Origin of the sequence: Arthrobacter sp. MP_M4, assembly GCF_035984855.1 — a bacterium.
Taxonomy (GTDB): Bacteria; Actinomycetota; Actinomycetes; order Actinomycetales; family Micrococcaceae; genus Arthrobacter.
Genome location: NZ_JAXCHX010000003.1, coordinates 99,752 through 118,297 on the forward strand (window position 1 = coordinate 99,752; position 18,546 = coordinate 118,297).

General features: G+C 67.9%; 21 protein-coding genes. 7 read left to right on the forward strand and 14 right to left on the reverse strand.

Annotation, left to right across the window (positions count from 1 at the left end):
• Positions 1-3: 3 nt before the first annotated feature.
• The 7 genes from RCH15_RS05050 to RCH15_RS05080 all read right to left on the reverse strand — a co-directional run bounded on the left by RCH15_RS05050 (position 4) and on the right by RCH15_RS05080 (position 6,953).
• Complete coding sequence (locus tag RCH15_RS05050) at positions 4-1,200, reverse strand: thiolase family protein (protein WP_326958704.1); 1,197 nt, start codon at positions 1,198-1,200, stop codon at positions 4-6.
• The gene (gene pcaC / locus RCH15_RS05055) at positions 1,197-1,682 is read right to left on the reverse strand and encodes a 4-carboxymuconolactone decarboxylase (RefSeq protein WP_326958706.1); all 486 of its coding nucleotides are present in this window, start codon (positions 1,680-1,682) and stop codon (positions 1,197-1,199) included. The genes RCH15_RS05050 and pcaC overlap by 4 nt, the downstream gene beginning before the upstream one ends.
• Entirely contained in the window at positions 1,679-2,497 is an 819-nt protein-coding gene (locus tag RCH15_RS05060; RefSeq protein WP_326958708.1) for an alpha/beta fold hydrolase, read from the reverse strand. Before RCH15_RS05060 ends, pcaC begins: the two co-directional genes overlap by 4 nt.
• On the reverse strand, positions 2,490-4,019 hold the full coding sequence (locus tag RCH15_RS05065) for a lyase family protein (protein ID WP_326958710.1): 1,530 nt from the start codon (positions 4,017-4,019) through the stop codon (positions 2,490-2,492). The genes RCH15_RS05060 and RCH15_RS05065 overlap by 8 nt, the downstream gene beginning before the upstream one ends.
• Positions 4,016-4,597: a protocatechuate 3,4-dioxygenase subunit alpha gene (pcaG, locus tag RCH15_RS05070; RefSeq protein WP_326958712.1), complete on the reverse strand. Its 582-nt coding sequence runs from the start codon at positions 4,595-4,597 to the stop codon at positions 4,016-4,018. The genes RCH15_RS05065 and pcaG overlap by 4 nt, the downstream gene beginning before the upstream one ends.
• On the reverse strand, positions 4,590-5,498 hold the full coding sequence (gene pcaH / locus RCH15_RS05075) for a protocatechuate 3,4-dioxygenase subunit beta (RefSeq protein WP_326958713.1): 909 nt from the start codon (positions 5,496-5,498) through the stop codon (positions 4,590-4,592). The genes pcaG and pcaH overlap by 8 nt, the downstream gene beginning before the upstream one ends.
• 378 nt (positions 5,499-5,876) lie before the next feature.
• Positions 5,877-6,953 (reverse strand): ATP-dependent DNA ligase, encoded by a 1,077-nt coding sequence (locus tag RCH15_RS05080; protein WP_326958715.1) that lies wholly within the window; start codon positions 6,951-6,953, stop codon positions 5,877-5,879.
• A gap of 159 nt (positions 6,954-7,112) precedes the next feature.
• Here RCH15_RS05080 and RCH15_RS05085 point away from each other — a divergent pair, with 159 nt between their 5' ends.
• Positions 7,113-7,349: a hypothetical protein gene (locus RCH15_RS05085; protein WP_326958717.1), complete on the forward strand. Its 237-nt coding sequence runs from the start codon at positions 7,113-7,115 to the stop codon at positions 7,347-7,349.
• 27 nt (positions 7,350-7,376) lie between these two features.
• Here RCH15_RS05085 and RCH15_RS05090 read toward each other — a convergent pair whose 3' ends face one another.
• Together RCH15_RS05090 and RCH15_RS05095 are read right to left on the reverse strand one after the other, a co-directional pair.
• A complete protein-coding gene (locus RCH15_RS05090) occupies positions 7,377-7,664 on the reverse strand; it encodes a MoaD/ThiS family protein (protein ID WP_326958719.1) in 288 nt (95 codons plus the stop codon).
• Positions 7,665-7,670: 6 nt separating this feature from the next.
• Positions 7,671-8,819, reverse strand: coding sequence for a WD40/YVTN/BNR-like repeat-containing protein (locus RCH15_RS05095; protein WP_326958721.1), 1,149 nt, complete (start codon positions 8,817-8,819; stop codon positions 7,671-7,673).
• 156 nt (positions 8,820-8,975) lie between these two features.
• Here RCH15_RS05095 and RCH15_RS05100 point away from each other — a divergent pair, with 156 nt between their 5' ends.
• The 4 genes from RCH15_RS05100 (at position 8,976) to RCH15_RS05115 (ending at position 12,947) form a co-directional block, all read left to right on the forward strand.
• Positions 8,976-9,488, forward strand: a complete 513-nt coding sequence (locus RCH15_RS05100) for a universal stress protein (protein ID WP_326958723.1) — start codon at positions 8,976-8,978, stop codon at positions 9,486-9,488.
• A gap of 311 nt (positions 9,489-9,799) precedes the next feature.
• Entirely contained in the window at positions 9,800-10,147 is a 348-nt protein-coding gene (locus RCH15_RS05105; protein ID WP_326958725.1) for a metal-sensitive transcriptional regulator, read from the forward strand.
• A gap of 63 nt (positions 10,148-10,210) precedes the next feature.
• Complete coding sequence (locus tag RCH15_RS05110; RefSeq protein ID WP_326958727.1) at positions 10,211-10,441, forward strand: heavy-metal-associated domain-containing protein; 231 nt, start codon at positions 10,211-10,213, stop codon at positions 10,439-10,441.
• 85 nt (positions 10,442-10,526) lie between these two features.
• Complete coding sequence (locus tag RCH15_RS05115; protein ID WP_326958728.1) at positions 10,527-12,947, forward strand: heavy metal translocating P-type ATPase; 2,421 nt, start codon at positions 10,527-10,529, stop codon at positions 12,945-12,947.
• A 26-nt stretch (positions 12,948-12,973) separates the two neighbouring features.
• Here RCH15_RS05115 and RCH15_RS05120 read toward each other — a convergent pair whose 3' ends face one another.
• Both RCH15_RS05120 and RCH15_RS05125 read right to left on the reverse strand, forming a co-directional pair.
• Positions 12,974-13,246 (reverse strand): DUF2277 domain-containing protein, encoded by a 273-nt coding sequence (locus RCH15_RS05120; RefSeq protein ID WP_326958730.1) that lies wholly within the window; start codon positions 13,244-13,246, stop codon positions 12,974-12,976.
• A gap of 84 nt (positions 13,247-13,330) precedes the next feature.
• On the reverse strand, positions 13,331-14,287 hold the full coding sequence (locus RCH15_RS05125; protein ID WP_326958733.1) for an EamA family transporter: 957 nt from the start codon (positions 14,285-14,287) through the stop codon (positions 13,331-13,333).
• Between the two features lie 175 nt (positions 14,288-14,462).
• Between RCH15_RS05125 and RCH15_RS05130 the strand changes: the two genes are divergently transcribed.
• Complete coding sequence (locus tag RCH15_RS05130) at positions 14,463-15,005, forward strand: CGNR zinc finger domain-containing protein (protein WP_326958734.1); 543 nt, start codon at positions 14,463-14,465, stop codon at positions 15,003-15,005.
• A 119-nt stretch (positions 15,006-15,124) separates the two neighbouring features.
• On the forward strand, positions 15,125-15,889 hold the full coding sequence (locus RCH15_RS05135; protein WP_326958736.1) for a hypothetical protein: 765 nt from the start codon (positions 15,125-15,127) through the stop codon (positions 15,887-15,889).
• Between the two features lie 49 nt (positions 15,890-15,938).
• Here RCH15_RS05135 and RCH15_RS05140 read toward each other — a convergent pair whose 3' ends face one another.
• The 3 genes from RCH15_RS05140 to RCH15_RS05150 all read right to left on the reverse strand — a co-directional run bounded on the left by RCH15_RS05140 (position 15,939) and on the right by RCH15_RS05150 (position 18,417).
• Positions 15,939-16,304: a hypothetical protein gene (locus RCH15_RS05140; RefSeq protein ID WP_326958738.1), complete on the reverse strand. Its 366-nt coding sequence runs from the start codon at positions 16,302-16,304 to the stop codon at positions 15,939-15,941.
• Positions 16,305-16,387: 83 nt separating this feature from the next.
• Positions 16,388-16,981, reverse strand: coding sequence for a hypothetical protein (locus tag RCH15_RS05145; protein WP_326958739.1), 594 nt, complete (start codon positions 16,979-16,981; stop codon positions 16,388-16,390).
• An 80-nt stretch (positions 16,982-17,061) separates the two neighbouring features.
• A complete protein-coding gene (locus RCH15_RS05150; RefSeq protein ID WP_326958741.1) occupies positions 17,062-18,417 on the reverse strand; it encodes an MATE family efflux transporter in 1,356 nt (451 codons plus the stop codon).
• Between the last annotated feature and the right edge of the window lie 129 nt (positions 18,418-18,546).

An 18,546-nucleotide genomic window follows, 5' to 3' on the forward strand; every position in this document is an offset into this window, starting at 1 on the left:
TCTTTACGCCTTTCCGGCAGTAACGTTTTCGAGGACGACCGCGAGGCCCTGGCCGACACCGATGCAGATCGCGGCGACTCCCCAGCGTTCACCGGAGGCCTGCAGGGACCGCGCCAGGGTCCCCAGGATGCGCCCGCCCGAGGCGCCCAGCGGGTGGCCCATCGCAATGGCGCCGCCGTGCCGGTTCACGACGCCCGGGTCCACGCCCCAGGCGTTGATGCAGGCCAGGGATTGCGCGGCGAAGGCCTCGTTGAGTTCGACGGCGCCGACCTGGTCCCAGCCGATTCCGGCCTTCGCGAGGGCCTTGTTCGCGGCCTCCACGGGGGCGTAGCCGAAGAACTGTGGTTCGTTGGCGTGCGCGCCGCGGCCCGCGATGCGGGCCAGCGGGTCCAGGCCCAGCAGCCCGGCGGCGGCCTCGCTGCCCAGCCAGGCCGCGGAGGCGCCGTCGGACAGCGGTGAGGCGTTCCCGGCGGTGACGGTGCCGCCCTCGGTGCGGAACACGGTCTTGAGCCCGGCGAGTTTCTCCGCCGAGGACCCGGCGCGGATGCCTTCGTCGCGGACCAGGTCCGTGCCTGGGACCGCGGTGACGAGGCGATCATAGAATCCCTCGTCCCACGCCGCGGCGGCGAGGTTGTGGGAACCGGCCGAGAACGCATCCTGCGCCTCGCGGGTGATTCCGTAATTGCCGGCCAGCCGTTCGGTGGCCTCGCCCAGGGATACGGTCCAGTCCGGTCGCATAGCCTTGTTCACCAGCCGCCAGCCCAGGGTGGTGGAAACCAGCACCATGTCCCCGGCAGGATAGGGTTTCTCGGTTTTGGGCAGCACCCAGGGCGCCCGGGACATCGACTCGACCCCGCCGACCAGCATGAGCTCGGCGTCCCCGGTGGCGATCTGCCGGGAGGCGATGATCGCCGCGTCCAGCGAGGATCCGCAAAGCCTGTTCACGGTGGTGCCAGGGAGCGAGACCGGCAGGCCCGCCAGAAGCGTGCCCATCCGGGCGATGTTCCGGTTTTCCTCACCGGCGCCGTTGGCATTGCCGAACACCACCTCATCGATGCGCTCGACGTCGAGCCCCGGCACGCGCCGGACCAGCTCACCGATTACATGAGCGGCGAGATCATCCGGCCGGACCCCGGCGAGCCCCCCGCCGAATTTCCCAAACGGCGTCCGCACGGCGTCGTACACAAAAGCCTGGTTCATGGTGTCTCATCCATTTCGGTGTCGTCCATGGCGGCGGTGTCCATGGAATGGAAGACTTGCTGCGCGGTCTTGAACGCGGTATTCGCGGATGGAACTCCGCAATAAATGGCCGTTTGCAGCAGAATTTCCTTGATCTCGTCCCGGCTCAGGCCGTTGGTGACAGCGGCGCGGACGTGCATGGCCAGTTCGTCCCAGTGGCCGTGGGCCACCATCGCTGTGATGGTGACCGCCGAGCGCATCTGCCGTGACAGGCCCGGCCTGGTCCAGATCCCGCCCCAGGCGATCCGGGTGATCATCTCCTGAAAGTCCTCGGTGAAGGAGTCCATGGTGGCGTTGGCCCGGTCCACGTGGGCGGCGCCGAGGACCTCGCGGCGGACCTTCATGCCGCCGTCGTAGATTTCCTGGCTGCTGGCCTCCGGCTGTACCACACCGTGGCGCTGACGGCCGGCCTCTTGCGCGTTGCCCTGCTCGCTGCCGGTCATTTGACGGCTCCGCTGGACTCGGTCCACGTGATGAGGTTCTTCAGCAGGTCGGCGACGTGGCCCGGGGCCTCGAACGGTGCCAGGTGGGCCACACCTTTGAGGGTTACGGCGCTGGCGGTACCGCCGCCGGCGGTGATCCCTTCCACAATCGCCTCGGCGAGTGACGGCGGGGCGACGCTGTCCTCTGCGCCGGCGACGGCCTGGGTGGGGACACGGATGCTGCCGAGCTCGTCCCGGACGTCGAAGCCGGCGAGGGCTTCGCAGCAGAAAGCGTAGCTGAAGCGGTCGGCGTCGCGGAGGCTGTGCAGCAGTCGGCTGCTGAGCTCAGGCTGGCGGTCCATGAACCCGGGGGCGAACCAGCGCTCCGCGGAGCCCTGGATCATCACAGGGGTTCCCTGCAGGCGGACCGTCTCCGCGCGTTCCAGCCAGCCCTCGGGCGTGCCGAGCTTGGCGCCGGTGCACTGCACGGAGAGACTCTTGAGCCGTTCGCCGTGCTTGATGCCCAACTGCAGCCCGGTGGCGCCGCCGAGGGAGACACCGGCATAGTGGAATTGCGCTCCGGGGGCGATCGAATCAACAAGCTCGACGACGGCCTCGGCCAGTTCCGCGACGGTGAACGTCTCTTTCGCTGCCGGTGAGATGCCGTGGCCCGGCAGGTCCCAGGCGACGACGTCGACGTCGCTTCCGAGCAGGGCGCCGGCCTGGCTCCACAGCAGCGTGGACGTGCCCAGCGACGGGCCCGCCACGAGGAGGGGTCTGTCCCCCAGCGGTCGCTGGGGCGAAAGCAGTACTGCCTTGACAGTCGGTCTAGCCACGGGGGGCTCCGTTCGGATCGGTGGACGGTGATGAGGTCTGGGCTCCGGCGTCGGGGACGGTGCTGCTGACGGCGTAGTCCGGGTAGGCGGCGAGGATGCGCCGCGAGATTTCGGCGGCTTGGCCAAGGTAGTTGGCCGGGTCGAGCAGCTCCTCCAGCCGTGCGTCGGAGAGCAGTTCCGGCGGGACGGCGGCACGGAGCAGCCGCCGGTAGGTGGACGCCTGGTCCGCGGCCGGGACCTGCAGTGTCTGGTCCACCACGGCCTGCAGCCGTTGCTTGCCGTCCGCACTGTTCTTGCCCGGGACGCCGGACAGGAGCGGTGCGAGAGCGGCCGTGACGGCCTCGCTGAGCAGCAGCGGGCCGGAAAGTTCGAGGTTCCGCCGCATGGCCCCGGGGAAGACCTGCAGGCCCTCGGTGAGTTCGCGGAGCTGCACGGCGGCGCCGAGGCCAAGGCGGAGGAGCTGGCGGAGCGCCGGCCATTCGGTGTGCCATGCGCCGTCGGGGCGTTCATCGTTGAAGTTGGCGGCTGCCAGGTGCAGCTGGGCGGCCTGGCCGGGAGATTGCAGGGCCGCGCTGCGGACCAGCACGGAGAGCACCGGGTTTTGCTTTTGCGGCATGGCCGAAGACCCGCCCCGGCCGGCGGCGCGGGGTTCGGCGAGTTCGGCGACCTCCGGGCGGCTGAGGAACAGCACGTCGGCGGCGATCTTGCCCGCAGCGTCGGTTACGGCGGCGAGGGCGTCGCCGAGCGCGGTGAGGGCCAGCCGGTTCGTGTGCCAGGGCGCAGTGACCGCGGCGAGGCCCAGTCCGGCGGCCAGCCGGTCGGCGAGATCCAAAGGGCTGAGGCTTGAGTGTGAGGTCAGTACGGTGCCCGCGGCCAGGGTTCCGGCGGCTCCCCCGGTCTGAACCGGGAATTCGAGGGCTTCGAGGCGGCGGGCGGCCGCGGCAAGTCCGTGGAACCACTGGGCCGCCTTGAGCCCGAAGGTGAACGGCAGGGAGTGCTGGGTGAGGCTGCGGCCGACGCACAAGGTGTCCGTATGCTGTTCCGCGAGGGCGGCCAGTGCCGCCGTCGTTGCCGTGAGCTCGGTGAGCAGCCCGCGGACCGCGTCCCGGCTAAGCAGCATCAGGGCGGTGTCGAGGACGTCCTGGCTGGTCAGCGACGTGTGGACGGCCTTCACCGCACCAATTTCCCGCACATCAAGGGCGTTGACCTGCCCGCGGAGGTCCGCCAGCAGCGGGATCACGGGGTTGGCGCCACCCTGGGCGCGGACGGCAAGGTCCGCGATGTCGTAGCGGTCCACTTCGGCGGCTGCGGCGACCACCGCGGCGGAGCCGGCCGGGGCGAGGTCCGCCTGTTCCAGGACGGCGGCCCACGCGGCCTCGACCCGGAGAATGACGGTCAGGACGGCCCGGTCCCCGGTCAGCGCCGCCACCAGAGGCGACGCCGACACGGGACTCAGGAGACCAAGATCGCCCTGCGGGCCGGCGTTGAATCCGGTGGCCGCGCTGGTTTCACGGGAGATCACGTCGAGGCGCCCTCGAAGTCCAGGAACACCGTTTCCCCCTCGCCCTGCAGACGGATGTCCCAGGTGAGACCCCCGTCCGCGTCGCGGCGTGCGATCAGCGTCTTGCGGCATTCCGGATCCAACGAGGACAGCAGCGGATCCGCCGCCAGCGCCTCTTCGTTCTCCGGCAGGTAAATCCGGGTGAAGAGCCGGTTCATGAGGCCGCGGGCAAAGACCGCGACGGCGATGAACGGCGCCGCGCCGTCCTCGGTGGGGCCGGGGTTGACCGTGGTGAACGTGAAGACACCGGTGTTGCCCACGGCGCTGCGGCCGAAGCCGGTAAAGGTGTAGCCGTCGCGCACCAGCGAGCCGGTGCGCTGCGGGACCTTGCCCCCGGCGTCCGCCTGCCAGATTTCCAGGATCGCGTCCGGGATCGGGTGCCCGGCGCCGTCGTATACGGTGCCCTGAAGCCGGAGGGATCCCGGGGAGCCGGGGGCCAGCAGCTCGCGGTCCTTGGCGTAGGGCAGTGCGTAGCCGTAGAAGGGTCCCACGGTCTGGCCGGGTGTGGGGGTGGGTTTATTCGTGCTGGCCTTATTCATGGTCATCTCCTTCTGCTCCCAGGGCCTCGTTCTCGGTCCACGTTCGTTTGGATCCGGTCAGGACGATGTCCCAGTTGTACGCCAGGGCCCACTCGGGCTCGGTCTGCTCGTGGTTGTAGGTGGCCACGAGCCGGTCCCGGGCATCCTGGTCCACAATCGACTGGTAGATCGGGTCAAGGGGGAAGAGCTGGTCGCCCGGGAAGTACATCTGGGTGATGATCCGCTGCGTGAACTCCTGCCCGAACAGGGAAAAGTGGATGTGCGCCGGGCGCCAGGCGTTGAGGTGGTTCTTCCATGGGTAAGCGCCGGGTTTGATGGTAGTGAAGCTGTAGGAGCCGTCGGCACCCGTGATGCAGCGGCCGACGCCGGTGAAGTTGGGGTCCAGGGGCGCGGGGTGCTGGTCCCTTTTGTGGATGTAGCGGCCGGCGGAGTTTGCCTGCCAGATCTCCACCAGCTGACCGGCGACGGGGCGGCCATCACCGTCGAGCACGCGGCCGGAGACGACGATGCGTTCGCCCAGCGGTTCACCCTTGTGCTGGATGGTCAGGTCCGCTTCCAGCGCGTGGACGTCCATGTGCCCGAAGGCCGGCGAGTAGAGCTCGATCGTCTCCGGGTCCGCGTGGTGCAGGTCCTTTGTGGGGTGGCGCAGGACACTGCTGCGGTACGGTGCGTAGTCCAGCCGCGGCTGGATTTCTGCCGGGGCGCCGTTCGTGAGCGCCTGTGCGTAGGCGTCGCCGATGGCTTTCATCTCGGCGCTGAGGTCCGCCTGCGACTCTGCGGCCGTATCCAGGGCAGGGACAGCGGGCGCAGGCGTCTTCGGTGCGGCCTCCGTGGCTTCGTCGGACACGTCTTCGGTAAGCGGGTCCGGGTTGTAGATCTCGAGGTTGATTTCTTCAGGCACAGCAGCCTCCTTTCGTTGGGTGTTGATGTTCCTTTATGGATGGTGCGGTTTCGCGTGGTGAGGTTCGGGAGACCGCCGAGGCTTGGATCAGGAAGTCCCAGCCGGATGATGTCGCGCCGCAACCGCCGATCAAGCCCGCGGGCAGGGACCCTGCTTGATAGCTCATCCGGATAGCTCCTCCGACGGCGGCACTGGGTAGGCGGCGGCCGATCGTGCGCAGGCCGGAGCTTTGTGGTGAAAATTACAGTAGCGCGCTTGTTCACATATTGCACGGTTGTTCTACTAGTGAACAATTAGACCGGCTGGAGCACGCCTGCCAGGCTGCTCTGGCCGTCGCCGAAAAGCAGGCGGGTTTGAGCGTCAGGGAGGTCCACCCGGTCAGGACGTGCCGGCCCCCAGCACCGCCGCCAGATCATATTTGACCGGTTCTTCGAGTTGCTCATAGGTGCAGGAGCGCGGGTCCCGGTCCGGGCGCCACCGGACAAACTGCGTTGTGTGGCGGAACCGTTCTCCCTCCATATGGTCGTATTTCACTTCCACTACCCGGTCAGGCCGAAGCGGGGTGAAGGAGAGGTCCTTGCCTCCGCTCCACCGGCTGCCCTCTGCTTTGCGCGGCGTCCGGGCGCCCTCCTCCTGCCGTGCCCAGGCCCAGGGGTGCTCGTCGAAGCTGGTCACCAGCGGCTGGAGCTCCTGGAAAAGGTCCTTGCGGCGCTGCATCGGAAAGGCCCCGACCACACCCACGTTGGCGAGTCCGCCGTCGTCGTCGTAGAGCCCGAGCAACAGTGACCCGACGCGGTCCGGCCCGGAGGTGTGTACCCGGAATCCCGCCAGCACGCAGTCGGCCGTGCGTTCGTGCTTGATCTTGAACATAGCGCGCTTGTCCGCGAGATATGGTCCGTCCAGCGGTTTGGCCACAATTCCGTCGAGCCCGGCCCCCTCGAACTGGTGGAACCACTCCCCGGCGGTTTGCCTGTCCCGGGTCGCGGCCGTCACGTGAATGGGCGCCGAGCTTTTCGCGAGCGCACGCTCAAGCGCCTCCCGCCGCTCCACGAACGGGCGGGCGGTGAAGTCCTCGTTGTCCAGCGCCAGCAGATCGAACGCCACAAACCGCGCCGGGGTCTGTTCTGCCAGCAGCTGGACCCGGCTGGCGGCGGGATGGATGCGCTGCTGCAGCGCATCGAAATCCAGCCGGTCTCCGGAGGCGCCGACCAGGATGATCTCGCCGTCGAGCACACAGCGCGGCGGCAGGTTTGCCTTCAAGGCCTCGACAAGCTCGGGAAAGTAGCGGGTCAGCGGCTTGCCGTTGCGGCTGCCGATCTCCACATCGCCGCCGTCCCGGAAGATGATCGCCCGGAAACCGTCCCATTTCGGTTCGAACATCACCGGACCGTCAGGCAGGGCAGCTACGGCTTTCGCCAGCATTGGAGCGATCGGGGGCATCAGGGGCAATTGCATAGGCCCATTGTGTCCGAGCGCCCCGCTGCCCGCCAGAGCGGCTCCCGCGCCAAGCGCTTACCCACGTCTTACCCGGCGGAAATGCGGCGGCAACATTGGCGCTTCACACTGGAAGTGCCGGCAAGAGCAGGCACCATGCTCCATTCCAGGAGGCCCGCCATGTTGAAGGAAGCCAAAACCCATGTGACCCGTGTCCGTGCCCTGGAGCAGCTGCGCCGGGGCGACGAGATCGAGGCGCGGCTGAAGGTCGGGCCCAATTACGACGACGTGGTGATCCGGCGCGGCAGCGTCCAGGAAACGGCGCCCGGAATCGGCGTCGTGTGGATCCTGGACCGCCAGTCCGGCACCCGGAAGGCTCTCAACGCGGACGAGTGCAGCCTCTGGCGGGTGGCCTAAGACCACGTGGCCACCAGAGTGAAGCCGTCAGCCCCCGGCCACGGACTGGATGATCAGGACTTCTGCGCCGGGGCTCACAGGGGTGGACAGGCCCTGCAGTCGGCGGATTTCATTCCCATTGACGTATATATTCACGTAGCGCCGGACCATCCCCGTCTCGTCGCGCAGTCGCCGCGACAACGCCGGGTACTCGGCCGCCACCAGATCCAGCAGGCCCGCTACCGAGACCTCCTGTTCAGCGGAGGCAATCAGTACGGGCCGGCCACCGGCGAATGCCTGGAGCACACTTGGCAACACCACACTGATTCCGGCCATGGCGCCTCAGCCACGTCCGGCCATGCCGGCTGCCATGGAACCGGGCACGGACGCCGGGGACACGGCCGCGGCACGAATGCACAGCACATCCGGCAGGTGTGAGACCACCTCGGTGAAGTGCTCGCCCTCGTCCGCGCTGGCGTAAACACTGCCGCCGCGGGTGCCGAAGTACACGCCGGCTGGTTCAGCCGCATCGACACAGGCCGCGTCGCGGAGGACTGAATTGAACTCTGCCTGCGGCAAACCGGCGTCCAGCCGTTTCCAGCTCGCGCCGGCGTCATCGGTCCGGTGCACGGCCAGCTTTCCCTCCGGCGGGATCCGCTCGCCGTCCGCTTTGAGGGGGATGACCCAGGCCGTGCCGGCACGGCGCGGATGCGTCAGCATGACGAAACCGAAGTCTGCCGGCAGCCCGTCAGCGATCGACTCCCAGTTCTCGGCGTCGTCGTCGCTGCGGTAGACGCCATGGTGGTTTTGCGCGTATAGCCGGCCGTCGACGGCGGCGTCCGCGGCAATCTTGTGGACGCACTGGCCGAATTCCGGGTTGGGGTCGGGCATGAAGTATGCCGAGATGCCTTTGTTGCGCGGCTCCCACGAACTGCCGCCGTCCAGCGAACGGTAGACGCCACCCGTGCTCATGGCCACATGCACCTTCTCTCCGGTGCGATCGAGGACGATCGAATGCGCTGCGGCGCCACCGAAGCCGGCGCCCCATTCACCGCGGTGCGGGTGGTCCCAGAGGCCGCGGTTGAGTTCGAAGTGTTCACCGCCGTCGGTGGACTTCCAGACCGAGATCGGTTCGCAGCCGGCCCAGACGACGCCTGGACGGGCCTCGGCGTCGGGGTGGATCTGCCAGACGCGTTCCAGGGCGGCCGCCGTGTCCGCGGGAAAACGGATGGCCCCTTGTTCGGGCTCCGTCCAGGTCTCCCCCAGGTCATCGGAATGAAAGACCGTGGGACCCCAGTGCTCGGAACGGACGCCGACCAGAATCCGGGTCCTGCCCTCGCGGGTGTCGATGCCTATGCTGGGGATTTCGCTCATCAGGAAGTGGGGGCCGGAAACGGTCCAGGATGTCCGGTCCGGGCTCGTTGCCAGCCAGAGGCCCTTTTTGGTGCCGATCGCCAGTACATAACTCTCTGCGGTAGCCATGCACCCCATGGAACCACCACCCGTGCATGGCCGCAATGGTTTCTTGCCCGCCGCCCCATCCGTCGAATCGCAAGTTCAGGGGCTTCGCCGCAACCGGTGACCTTCCTGAGGGACAACGGGGAGGAAGTCCCTGTTCCTGCCGCAATGCGGAAGCCACAATGAGGCATGTCCGCCGAATACCCCGGGAGTCCGCCGCCCCTCGTCGTCGGCGTGCTCCCGGGGCAGAGATCCGAAGTACTGCAGACCGCCGCCGCGCTGGCAGCCACGCTCGGCACCGCACTGATCTGCGCCCATGTTGATGAGGCGAGCTATCTCGTCGAGTGGGATCCAGCACGGTCCGCCCACCGGCTCTCGCTGCACCCCGACACGGACAACGCCGAAATCCGGGCCGTGACCCAGGAGTTGCGGAGCAGCATCAGCGCAGCGTGTGACAACCTGGGCGTCCCTTGGGCCTTGCGAACACTGGCAGGCGATCCGGCACGTGCGCTGGGGAGGTTGGCGGCCGAGACCGGCGCCGCGATGATTATTGTGGGCACCCCCGAGCCGGGTCTGGGCCACCGCATCTCCGCAGCCCTCAATGGTTCCGTGGCTGCCTGGCTCAGCCACCACCAGTTTCACCCGGTTTTGATTGTTCCGGTCCGTGCTGCGGACCACCACCGGACGAGGCATGGGTCCTGACCCGGGTAACAAATCACGGGACCGGGGCGGCCGCCCCGAAACTAAAGCGAAAGTAGTTATTCGGGGTGCTGGCTTTCTCCGCCAACCGCCAAGTAAACTCGATACAGCGGGTTAGAGATTCACCGGTTGAGCCACACCGTTTTAGACGCTGTGTTTGAAGTTCTCGGCCCGCCCAAAGACTGCTCCGGAGTGCGTATCCCCCAATAACGCACTCCGGAGCTCTTTTGTGTCCGGGCGGATGCCTCCGGGCGCACATGCCATACCCCCGCGGGGTACTTGCCAGATACCCTCGGGGGGTATATGTTGGCTCTATGAATGAGCCTGAGATCCCGGCCCCGCCATCGGCCACCGCCGGGCCGCAGCAGACACACGGCTATTCCGCCAACAAGGACGCCTACCAGCTGCGGCTGAAGCGGATCGAGGGCCAGGTGCGCGGCATCGCCCGGATGGTCGAGGACGACAAATACTGTATCGACATCCTCACCCAGGTCGCCGCCGTCACGAAGGCCCTGCACGCCGTCAGCCTTGGGCTGGTGGAGGAGCACATCGGCCACTGCGTGGTCGGTGCCGCCGCAGAGCCGGATCCGGCTCTGCGTGCGGAGGCCATCGACTTTAAGGTCAAAGAGGCCACCGATGCCATCGGCCGGCTGCTGCGGTAGCGGCAAAACCACCCTTCACCCCACCGGGGTGCCGAACCGGCATCCCCCACCAGGAGTAAGTCCATGAGCGCCGTCTCCACCATCGTCAACGTGTCCGGCATGACCTGCGGGCACTGCGTGTCCTCCGTCAGCGAAGAACTCGAGTCCCTGGCCGGCGTTGAGAAGGTCGACGTCGACCTCAACGCCGGGGGAATTTCCACCGTCACCATCACCTCCGCCGGCGCCCTGTCCTCTTCGCAGATCGGCGAGGCCGTGGCCGAGGCGGGCTACCTCGTGGTGTCCAACGAGAGCTGAACCTGCCCGCCGCGTCCCACACCGCACACCGGGTACAGAGCACGAGCACCTGGCACCACGCACCGCAGGAAAGACAGGGAACACCGTGAGTAAAGAGCAACTGTTGGACCAGCCCGGAACCCGGGTCATCGAACTCGACATCGAGGGCATGACCTGCGCCTCCTGCGTCAGCCGGGTGGAACGCAAGCTTGGAAAGCTTGACGGCGTCACCGCCACCGTCAATCTCCCGCTGGAGTCAGCCCGGGTCACCGTCCCCGAAGCCGTCACCGACGCCCAAATCACCGCCACGGTGGAGGCAGCAGGCTACAAAGCCCTAATCCGTGCGCCGAAGTACCCAGCGGCACGCACCGGACCTGTCGAAACTCAGACGCCGAACGAAAGCGCCGGTGGGGGTGAGAGGACCGTCTCTGCCGGGGACATGCGGGAGCGTGCGTCCAAGGGAGGAACGGCCGAGCACGCGGAGCATGTGGTCGGCGATGGCCCCGGCGTGCACACGGCATCCGCGGCGGCAGCCAGGCTCCGCCCGCGCCTGATCGTCGCAGCGGTCCTCACCATCCCGGTGTTCCTGATCTCGATGTTCCCCGCCTTCCAGTTCCCCAACTGGGGGTGGGCGGCGGGAGCGATCGCCTTACCCGTGGTGACCTGGGCCGCCTGGCCGTTTCACCGGGCCGCCGTCATCAACGCCCGGCATTTCGCCTCAACGATGGACACCCTCGTCTCCATCGGCGTCACAGCCGCGTACGCCTTCTCCGCCTGGCAGCTTGCCGCCGATCCGCGGATGACGGACCACCCCCAGGGGATGCCGGGCATGGAAGGCCCGGGCCCAGGCGGCCTGTACTTCGAGGTCGCCGCGGTGGTCACCACCTTCCTGTTGCTGGGCCGCTACCTGGAGGCCAATGCCAAGCAAAAGGCGGGTGACGCGCTCAAAGCCCTGCTGAACCTGGGCGCCAAGGATGCCACCATCCTCCTGAACGGCCTGGAGCAGCAGATCCCCGCCGATCAGCTGGGAGTCGGCGACCTCATAGTCGTCCGCCCGGGGGAAAAGATCGCGACCGACGGCATCGTCGTCGAAGGCTCCTCCGCGGTGGACGCCTCACTGGTCACGGGCGAGTCCGTGCCGGTGGAAGTCGGCCCGGACACCCTGGTTACCGGCGCCACGATCAATACCTCCGGCCGGCTGCTGGTCCGCGCCACCCGGGTGGGAGCCGAAACAACCCTGGCCCAGATGGGCCGCCTGGTGGCCCAGGCGCAGACCGGCAAAGCGCCAATCGCGCGGCTGGCGGACCGGATCAGCGCGGTATTCGTTCCGGTGGTTCTGGTCATCGCCAGCCTCACCTTTGGCGCCTGGCTGCTCGCGGCCGGGCCGGCCATCAGCGACGCCGAACTGCGGGCCGCGTTCACGGCCGCCGTCGCAGTGCTGGTCATCGCCTGCCCCTGCGCCCTGGGCCTGGCCACCCCCGTGGGTCTTCTCACCGGAACCGGCCGGGGAGCCCAGCTGGGGATCCTGATCAAAGGGCCGCAGGTTCTCGAGGACACCCGGACGGTTGACACCATTCTGCTGGACAAGACGGGGACGGTGACCACCGGTCACCTCGCTGTTGACGGCGCCGAGACATTCGGAGCCTTTACCCCGGCCGGGGTCATCCGCCTGGCGGGGGCAGTCGAGGCCGCATCAGAACATCCAATCGCCCGCGCCGTTGCAGCGGCCGCACTCCAGGCGGAGCGCCACGGCAGCGGAGCCCGCGCCCTCCCCGACGTTGCCGGCTTCCGATCCGCACCGGGCGGCGGGGTCCAGGGAACCGTGGAGGGCCAGGCCGTCACGGCCGGACGGACGGGCTGGCTGCAGGAGAACGGCATCCACCCCGCCGCCGCTCAACTGGCGGCGTTCGGTGCAGCAGAGATGTCGGGGGCCACCGCCATCTGGGTCGCCGTAGACGGTGAGCCGGCCGGATTCATCAGCCTCCGGGACACGCTGAAGCCTGGCTCCGCCGCTGCAATTCTGCGGCTCCGGGAACTGGGGCTCCGGCCGATTCTCCTCACCGGAGACAACGCGGCAGTCGCCGCGAAGGTGGCGGCCGACGTCGGCATCGCCGCCGAAGACGTCTTCGCCGGGGTACTGCCGGAAGGAAAAGTCGACGCGGTGCGGAAGCTGCAGGCCGGCGGCGCCACGGTGGCCATGGCCGGCGACGGCGTGAACGACGCCGCGGCACTGGCCCAGGCTGATCTCGGCATCGCCATGGGGTCCGGCACCGACGTCGCCATCGAGGCCGCGGACCTCACGGTGATGGGCAATGACTTGGGGCAGGTGGCCCTCGCCATCGAACTGTCCCGCCGGACCCTGGCGACGATCAAGACAAACCTTTTCTGGGCTTTCTTCTACAACGCCGTCGGGATCCCTGTGGCGGCGCTTGGCCTGCTCAACCCGATGATCGCCGGTGCCGCGATGGCAGCCAGCTCCGTGCTGGTCGTGGGGAATTCCCTGCGGCTCCGCAGCTTCGGCAGGTAACTGCCCGGCGGCCCGGCACCGCTTCTTCAGGCCGCGCCGAAGCGGAGGGCAGACCTCGCCTTCGCCTTTGTAGCCTCCTCCTCACGATCCTTGGCCGGAGCCTGGGTCACCAAGGAGTCAAGCAGGTGGTGGGTGGCGTGGGCGATCTCCTGGACTGCCCGGTTGAAAGCCGCTTCGTTGGCCTTGGAGGGCTTGGTGCTGCCACTGATCTTGCGCACGTACTGCAGCGCGGCGGCCTCGACCTCAGCAGAGGTGGCGTGGGGTTCGAAATTATGGAGGGTCCGGATGTTTCGGCACATACCTCCATGCTAAATGCCATTGCCGCCGGGATCGAGGGCACGGGAAACGGGGCCCAGCGAGATTCGTCCGGCCTTAACATTGCCTTAGGGAACTGGTTCCACGTCGTTTGCGTGGTCGAGTGCTGCGGCATCGGGGCCCACCGGGAATCTCCTGAGCTCATCCAGCCTGACCAGCACGACGCCGCCAACGATTAGCAGCCCGCCCATAAGCTGGATGGGGCCCGGCAGTTCGCCGAGCAGCAACCACGCCCAGATCACGGCGAACAGCACTTCGGTGAGCGAGACGAAGGACGCCACCTTGGAGCCGAGCGCCCGCGCAGCCACTATGCCCGAAACGTAGGCGAGCACGGTGGCCAGCACCACAAGTCCGCCCAGGGCCACCCACCAGGGCGTGACCCAAGGGCCGAGCCGGGTGTCTGCTGCGCTGAAGGTCATGGGCAGCAGGCCGGTCGCCGCAGCAAGCCACATGGTCACGGCCCCGACCAGAAGCCCGCCGGAGGCCAGGACGATCGGTGGCAGGGTGTCATTCTCTTTGGCCGTGATGAAGAAGTAGATTGCGAGGCACACCGCTGCCGCGATTCCCCAGAGGACACCAACGACGTCGACCTTGACCGCACCGGTGAGATCCAGCACCAGCACCAGTCCGCCCAAGGACAGCAGCGTCCCGGCGATGGTCAGTGGCCTCGGGCATCTCCGGCTGGCAGCCCAAAGCCACAACACGATGATGACGGGGGCGAGATACTCCAGCAACAGCGCGACCCCGACCGACAGCCGGGCCACCGCATTGAAGTAAAACAGCTGGCACGCAGCAACCCCGATAAGACCAAAGAGCAGCACCGTGAGCCAGTTGTCTTTCAGCTGGTGCCAGCGGCCACGAAGCGCCGGAACCGCGGGCACCGCCAGGATCACCGCGGCGCCGGTGAGACGTGCGGTAACGGCTGCCCCGGGGCTCCAGCCTGTCTCCAGCAGCGCCTTGGCAAAGGACCCGGAGAGGCCGAACACGGCGGAGGAGAACAAGGCAACGCCGAGGCCGGACGCCATGAACCCCGACGCCGCGCCGAACCTGCCTGCACCGGGCCTAGCAGATGCCGGCGGTCCGGATTGTATCTGTGCCGGTGCTTCGGCGGAGCGGCGTGCGGCAGACAAGACTGCCTCCTGTCAGGAGTAAAAGGGGTTATGCTCATGACAGTACGCGCTGCCCACGTAAGGAGTCAAGATGCTTTTTGCCCCTGACACGGAGGTGGCCCTGCGCTCGGTGGTTAACCTCATCAACTCCGCGGCCAACGGCGAGGAACACCTCAGCACCAGCCGCGACCTCGATCACTTCCTGGCGGCGGAGGGATTCACCGGGTCGCGGACCGGTGACGCGGACGAGCTGGCCAGCGTACACCGGCTCCGCGGGGAACTCGCCTCACTGTGGCTAGCTGACGAGTCTGCCGCCGTGGAGACCGTGAACGCCCTGCTGCGGACGGCGCGGGCACTCCCCCAACTCGTCAAGCACGATCAGTGGGACTGGCATCTGCACGCCACCTCCCCTGACGCGCCGCTGGCGGACCGGATGAGCACAGAGGCCGCGATGGCCCTGGTGGATGTCATCCGCAGCAAGGAGATGGACAGGATGCTGGTCTGCGCTGCCGAGGACTGCAACGCCGTGGTGCTGGACCTCAGCCGAAACCGCTCCAAGCGCTACTGCGATACCGGCAACTGCGCGAACCGTGCCCACGTCGCCGCGTACCGGGCCCGGAAGGCCGCGTCCTGACGGCGTAACAATGCCCGCGCCGGCGGCGGGATGAACAGCCACGCGAGGTTTAGCCATAGACTGGATTAATTCGCTTAGCCAGTAGGCCAGCGATAACCAATTGAGGGACACCACGACATATGGCACACCGCCCGCTTCAGAATATCCCGGCAACACTGGGGATCACCGGAATACTGGCCTTCGCACTGGCCGGCTGCGGCGTCGGTGCCCCGGCACCGGCGGCCAGCAGTTCGCCGGAAGGGTCCGCCCCAGCGGCCAGCAGTCCGCCGGCGGCGCCGGCCTCCGCTTCGAGCAGTGCCGGCGGTTCCACCCCCAGTGCGGCCGTATCCTCGGCACCCGCGGCAGGAACCGCCGGTCCGCTGACAGCACCGGGAACCAAGCTCAAGGCCGGTGAAACCGCGGTTACCCACAGCAACACGGGCAAGGACAAGACGGACCCCAAGTACGTGGAGGCGGTCTTCACCTCAACACTGACCGGCGTGGTGGCAGGAACCCCGGACGACTTCGCCAAGTTCAAGGACGCCGCGAAGTTCGCCGGGCAGACGCCGTACTTTGTCTCCGTCAGCCACCGCATGGATAGTCTGAGCAAGCCGTCGCTGGGCATCAGCGAACCCAAAGTGACGGCCCAACTCAAGGACGGGTCGGAGGCGCAGTCACTGATTGTCTTCGGCGCTTTCGACCAATGCGAGAGCACCCGCTTCGCCACGACGGGCAGCGGGGACGCGCTGGCTCTGGAAGTCGGCAGCACCATGGTGTCCTGCCAGGTGTTCCTGGCGCCGGCCGGCGACGAAGTCAAAACTGTGGAGTACACCGATTCCCGCTACATCTACGCCAACTACAGCGACAACCCCTACTTGAAAAATCCGGTTTCCTGGACCAAGTAGCTCCATCAGCCCGGGCAAACCGGGCGTCGTGGTGACGGCCTTCGCGAACTTAGCGGATGCCGTCACCCGGTGTATGGGGTCCGGCATCCGGTGCGCCGGTTTCAGGCCGGGTCTGCGCCGACTGACCGCCGTGACCGGCTTTCCGGGAACTGAGGTTCACGCCGGATCCTTTGCCCAGGTACTCCGCATTGGGTTTGTGGCCCATCGCCAGCATGGCGAGCACCACCAGGATGACGATGAACGCGATGCCGGCGGCGGTGAACGCCAAATCAAAACGGGGCATTTTCGCGCTGCCGCCGGAGGCAAAAATGAGGGTGGCTACAAAGGCCAGCACAGCCCAGAACGCAGAGAACATGAGCGGTCCCTTGACCGAGGTGCGCAGCTTGCGCGGTTCCCCGGATTTCTGCTGTGCCACGATGCTTCCTCCTGCAGCCGACGCCGCCAGGCGTGGCAGTTGTGATGCCGCAATCGTTCTACGCGAGGTAGAACCTGTCGCTACTAGTTTACGGCCTCCGCCGAATCAGCCCGCGCATCGTGCCGCAGGGTCAGTCCGGCAAGCACCCACAGCACACCGCTGATGATGGCTCCCCCACCGGCGACACCGAGGAGCGCGTGCGGCCCCAGGTCAATAAAGAACGGCAGCAACGCCGCCGTTCCGAGCCCGACGGCGCCGGAGGCGATCCAGTCACGCGCCAAAAGGGACCGCCCACGGCAGGTGAAGCCGAGGTACAGTTCCGCGGCCCCGGCCAGCCCCAGGCCCACCGCCGCGAGCACGCCGAAAGCCAGGTTGCCGGAGATGAAGGCCACCGCGACGCCGGTTCCGGTCAGCACCGCTCCGGCGGCTGAGAGCGCCTTGCCGGCCGCGGAGCCGGGCCGGAGACCGGATTTACCCACACTCCAGAGCAACACCACGCCTGTGGCCAGCAGGTAGAGTCCGCCTGTCCAGCCCATCTCCGACGAAGACGGCGCGGCCCAGAAGACGGTGACGGCCCCGAAGGCCAGGGCGAGAACGGCACGGACCAGCACCGGTTTCCAGAGGTCGGCCGCGGCGGGAAGGGCGGTGGCGGGCTGCGGGGCTGCGGGAGAAGTCACCCGTCCAGTTTAGTGCGGCGTCACACCCGCCGGCGCCGCGACCCGGCCGGCCCCCGCCGGACCGGACCGGCATTCCCGTCTCAGTGCGCTCCCAACACGATCCAGCGGTCGGTCCGCGCCCGGAGGCCCAGCGTCAGCCCCCGGGCCGCCATATAGCCAAGCGAGAACGCCGCCCACAGCCAGAGCAGTCCCGCGCCGCCGCCAACACCGGATTGCTGCACGGCCAGAAGCAGGGGCAGGTACACGGCGAGGTTCACCACGCCGGCAATCGCCAGGTACTTGGCGTCCCCCGCTCCGATAAGTACGCCATCGAGGACAAAGACGTAGCCGGCAACCGGCTGTCCGGCCGCGAGCACCCAGAGCGCCAGCGTGAGCGCAGCCCGGACCTCGCCGTCGGGCGTGAAGAGCAATCCCGTCCACGGAGCTGCGCCCGCCACAAGGATCCCTGTCAGCACCCCGAAGCCAAGGCCCCAGCGGACCATGGTGCCGGTGAGCTCACGCGCAGCCGCTGGACGGCCGGCGCCAAGTTCCTTGCCGATCAGCGCCTGCGCGGCAATCGCCAGGGCGTCCAGGGCGAACGCGAGGAGGGTGAAGACGGTCATTGCGAGCTGGTGGGCTGCCAGGTTGACCGGTCCCTGCGCCGTGGCCACCACGACGGTGGCGAGAATAGCGAGCCGCAGGCTGAGCGTACGCAGCATCAGCCAGGATCCCACGCTGGCCAGGGCGCGGATGCCACGCCAACTCGGTCGCAGTGACACGCCGTGGTTCCGGGCGTTCCGGCGGACCATCACCACGTACACCAGCGCCATGGCCCACTGCGCGGCGCTGGTGCCGATCGCGGAGCCGGCGACGGACAGGTGCAGCCCGTAAACCAGGAAGAAGTTCAGCACGATGTTCAGCGTAAAACCGGCGCCCGCAACCAACAGCGGGGTGCGGGTGTCCTGCAGGCCCCGCAGCACCCCGGTGCCGGCGAAGATCAGCAGCATCGCGACGAGTCCGGGCATTGACCAGCGCAGGTAGTCAACGGCGAACGTGCGGACCTCACCGCGGGCGCCCATCAAGCCCAGCAGCGGCTCGGCGGCCAAGGATCCGGCCGCTGCAAGAGCGACTCCCAGGAGCAGCGCCAACCACACGCCGTCCCGGCCGGCAGCAAGGGCCTTGGGGAGCTGCCCGTTGCCGACCGCCCGCGCGACGGCCGGAGTGGTGGAATAGGCAAGAAAGACCATGAGGCCCACCGCTGTGTGCAGCACCGCGGAGGCGAGCCCGACGCCGGCCAGCTGGGCGACTCCGAGGTGGCCCACTATGGCGGCGTCTGCGAGCAGAAACAGCGGTTCGGCTATCAGCGCACCGAAGGCCGGAACTGCGAGCCGCAGGATCTCCCGCCGGCGCTCCGGCGGGGAAGGCAGCGGTGTGGGGGTCGGGGTGGAGGCTGGCACGCAACCACCCTAGCGGCACCGGGTGCGCGGGTGCCTGCCCGCCGTCGTCCGCGGGCGGCGGCGGGAATCGACGCCCGGTGTGTGGCGGTCCAGACGGCGATTATGTCGGCGGCCGGCGGCGCTTCCGCG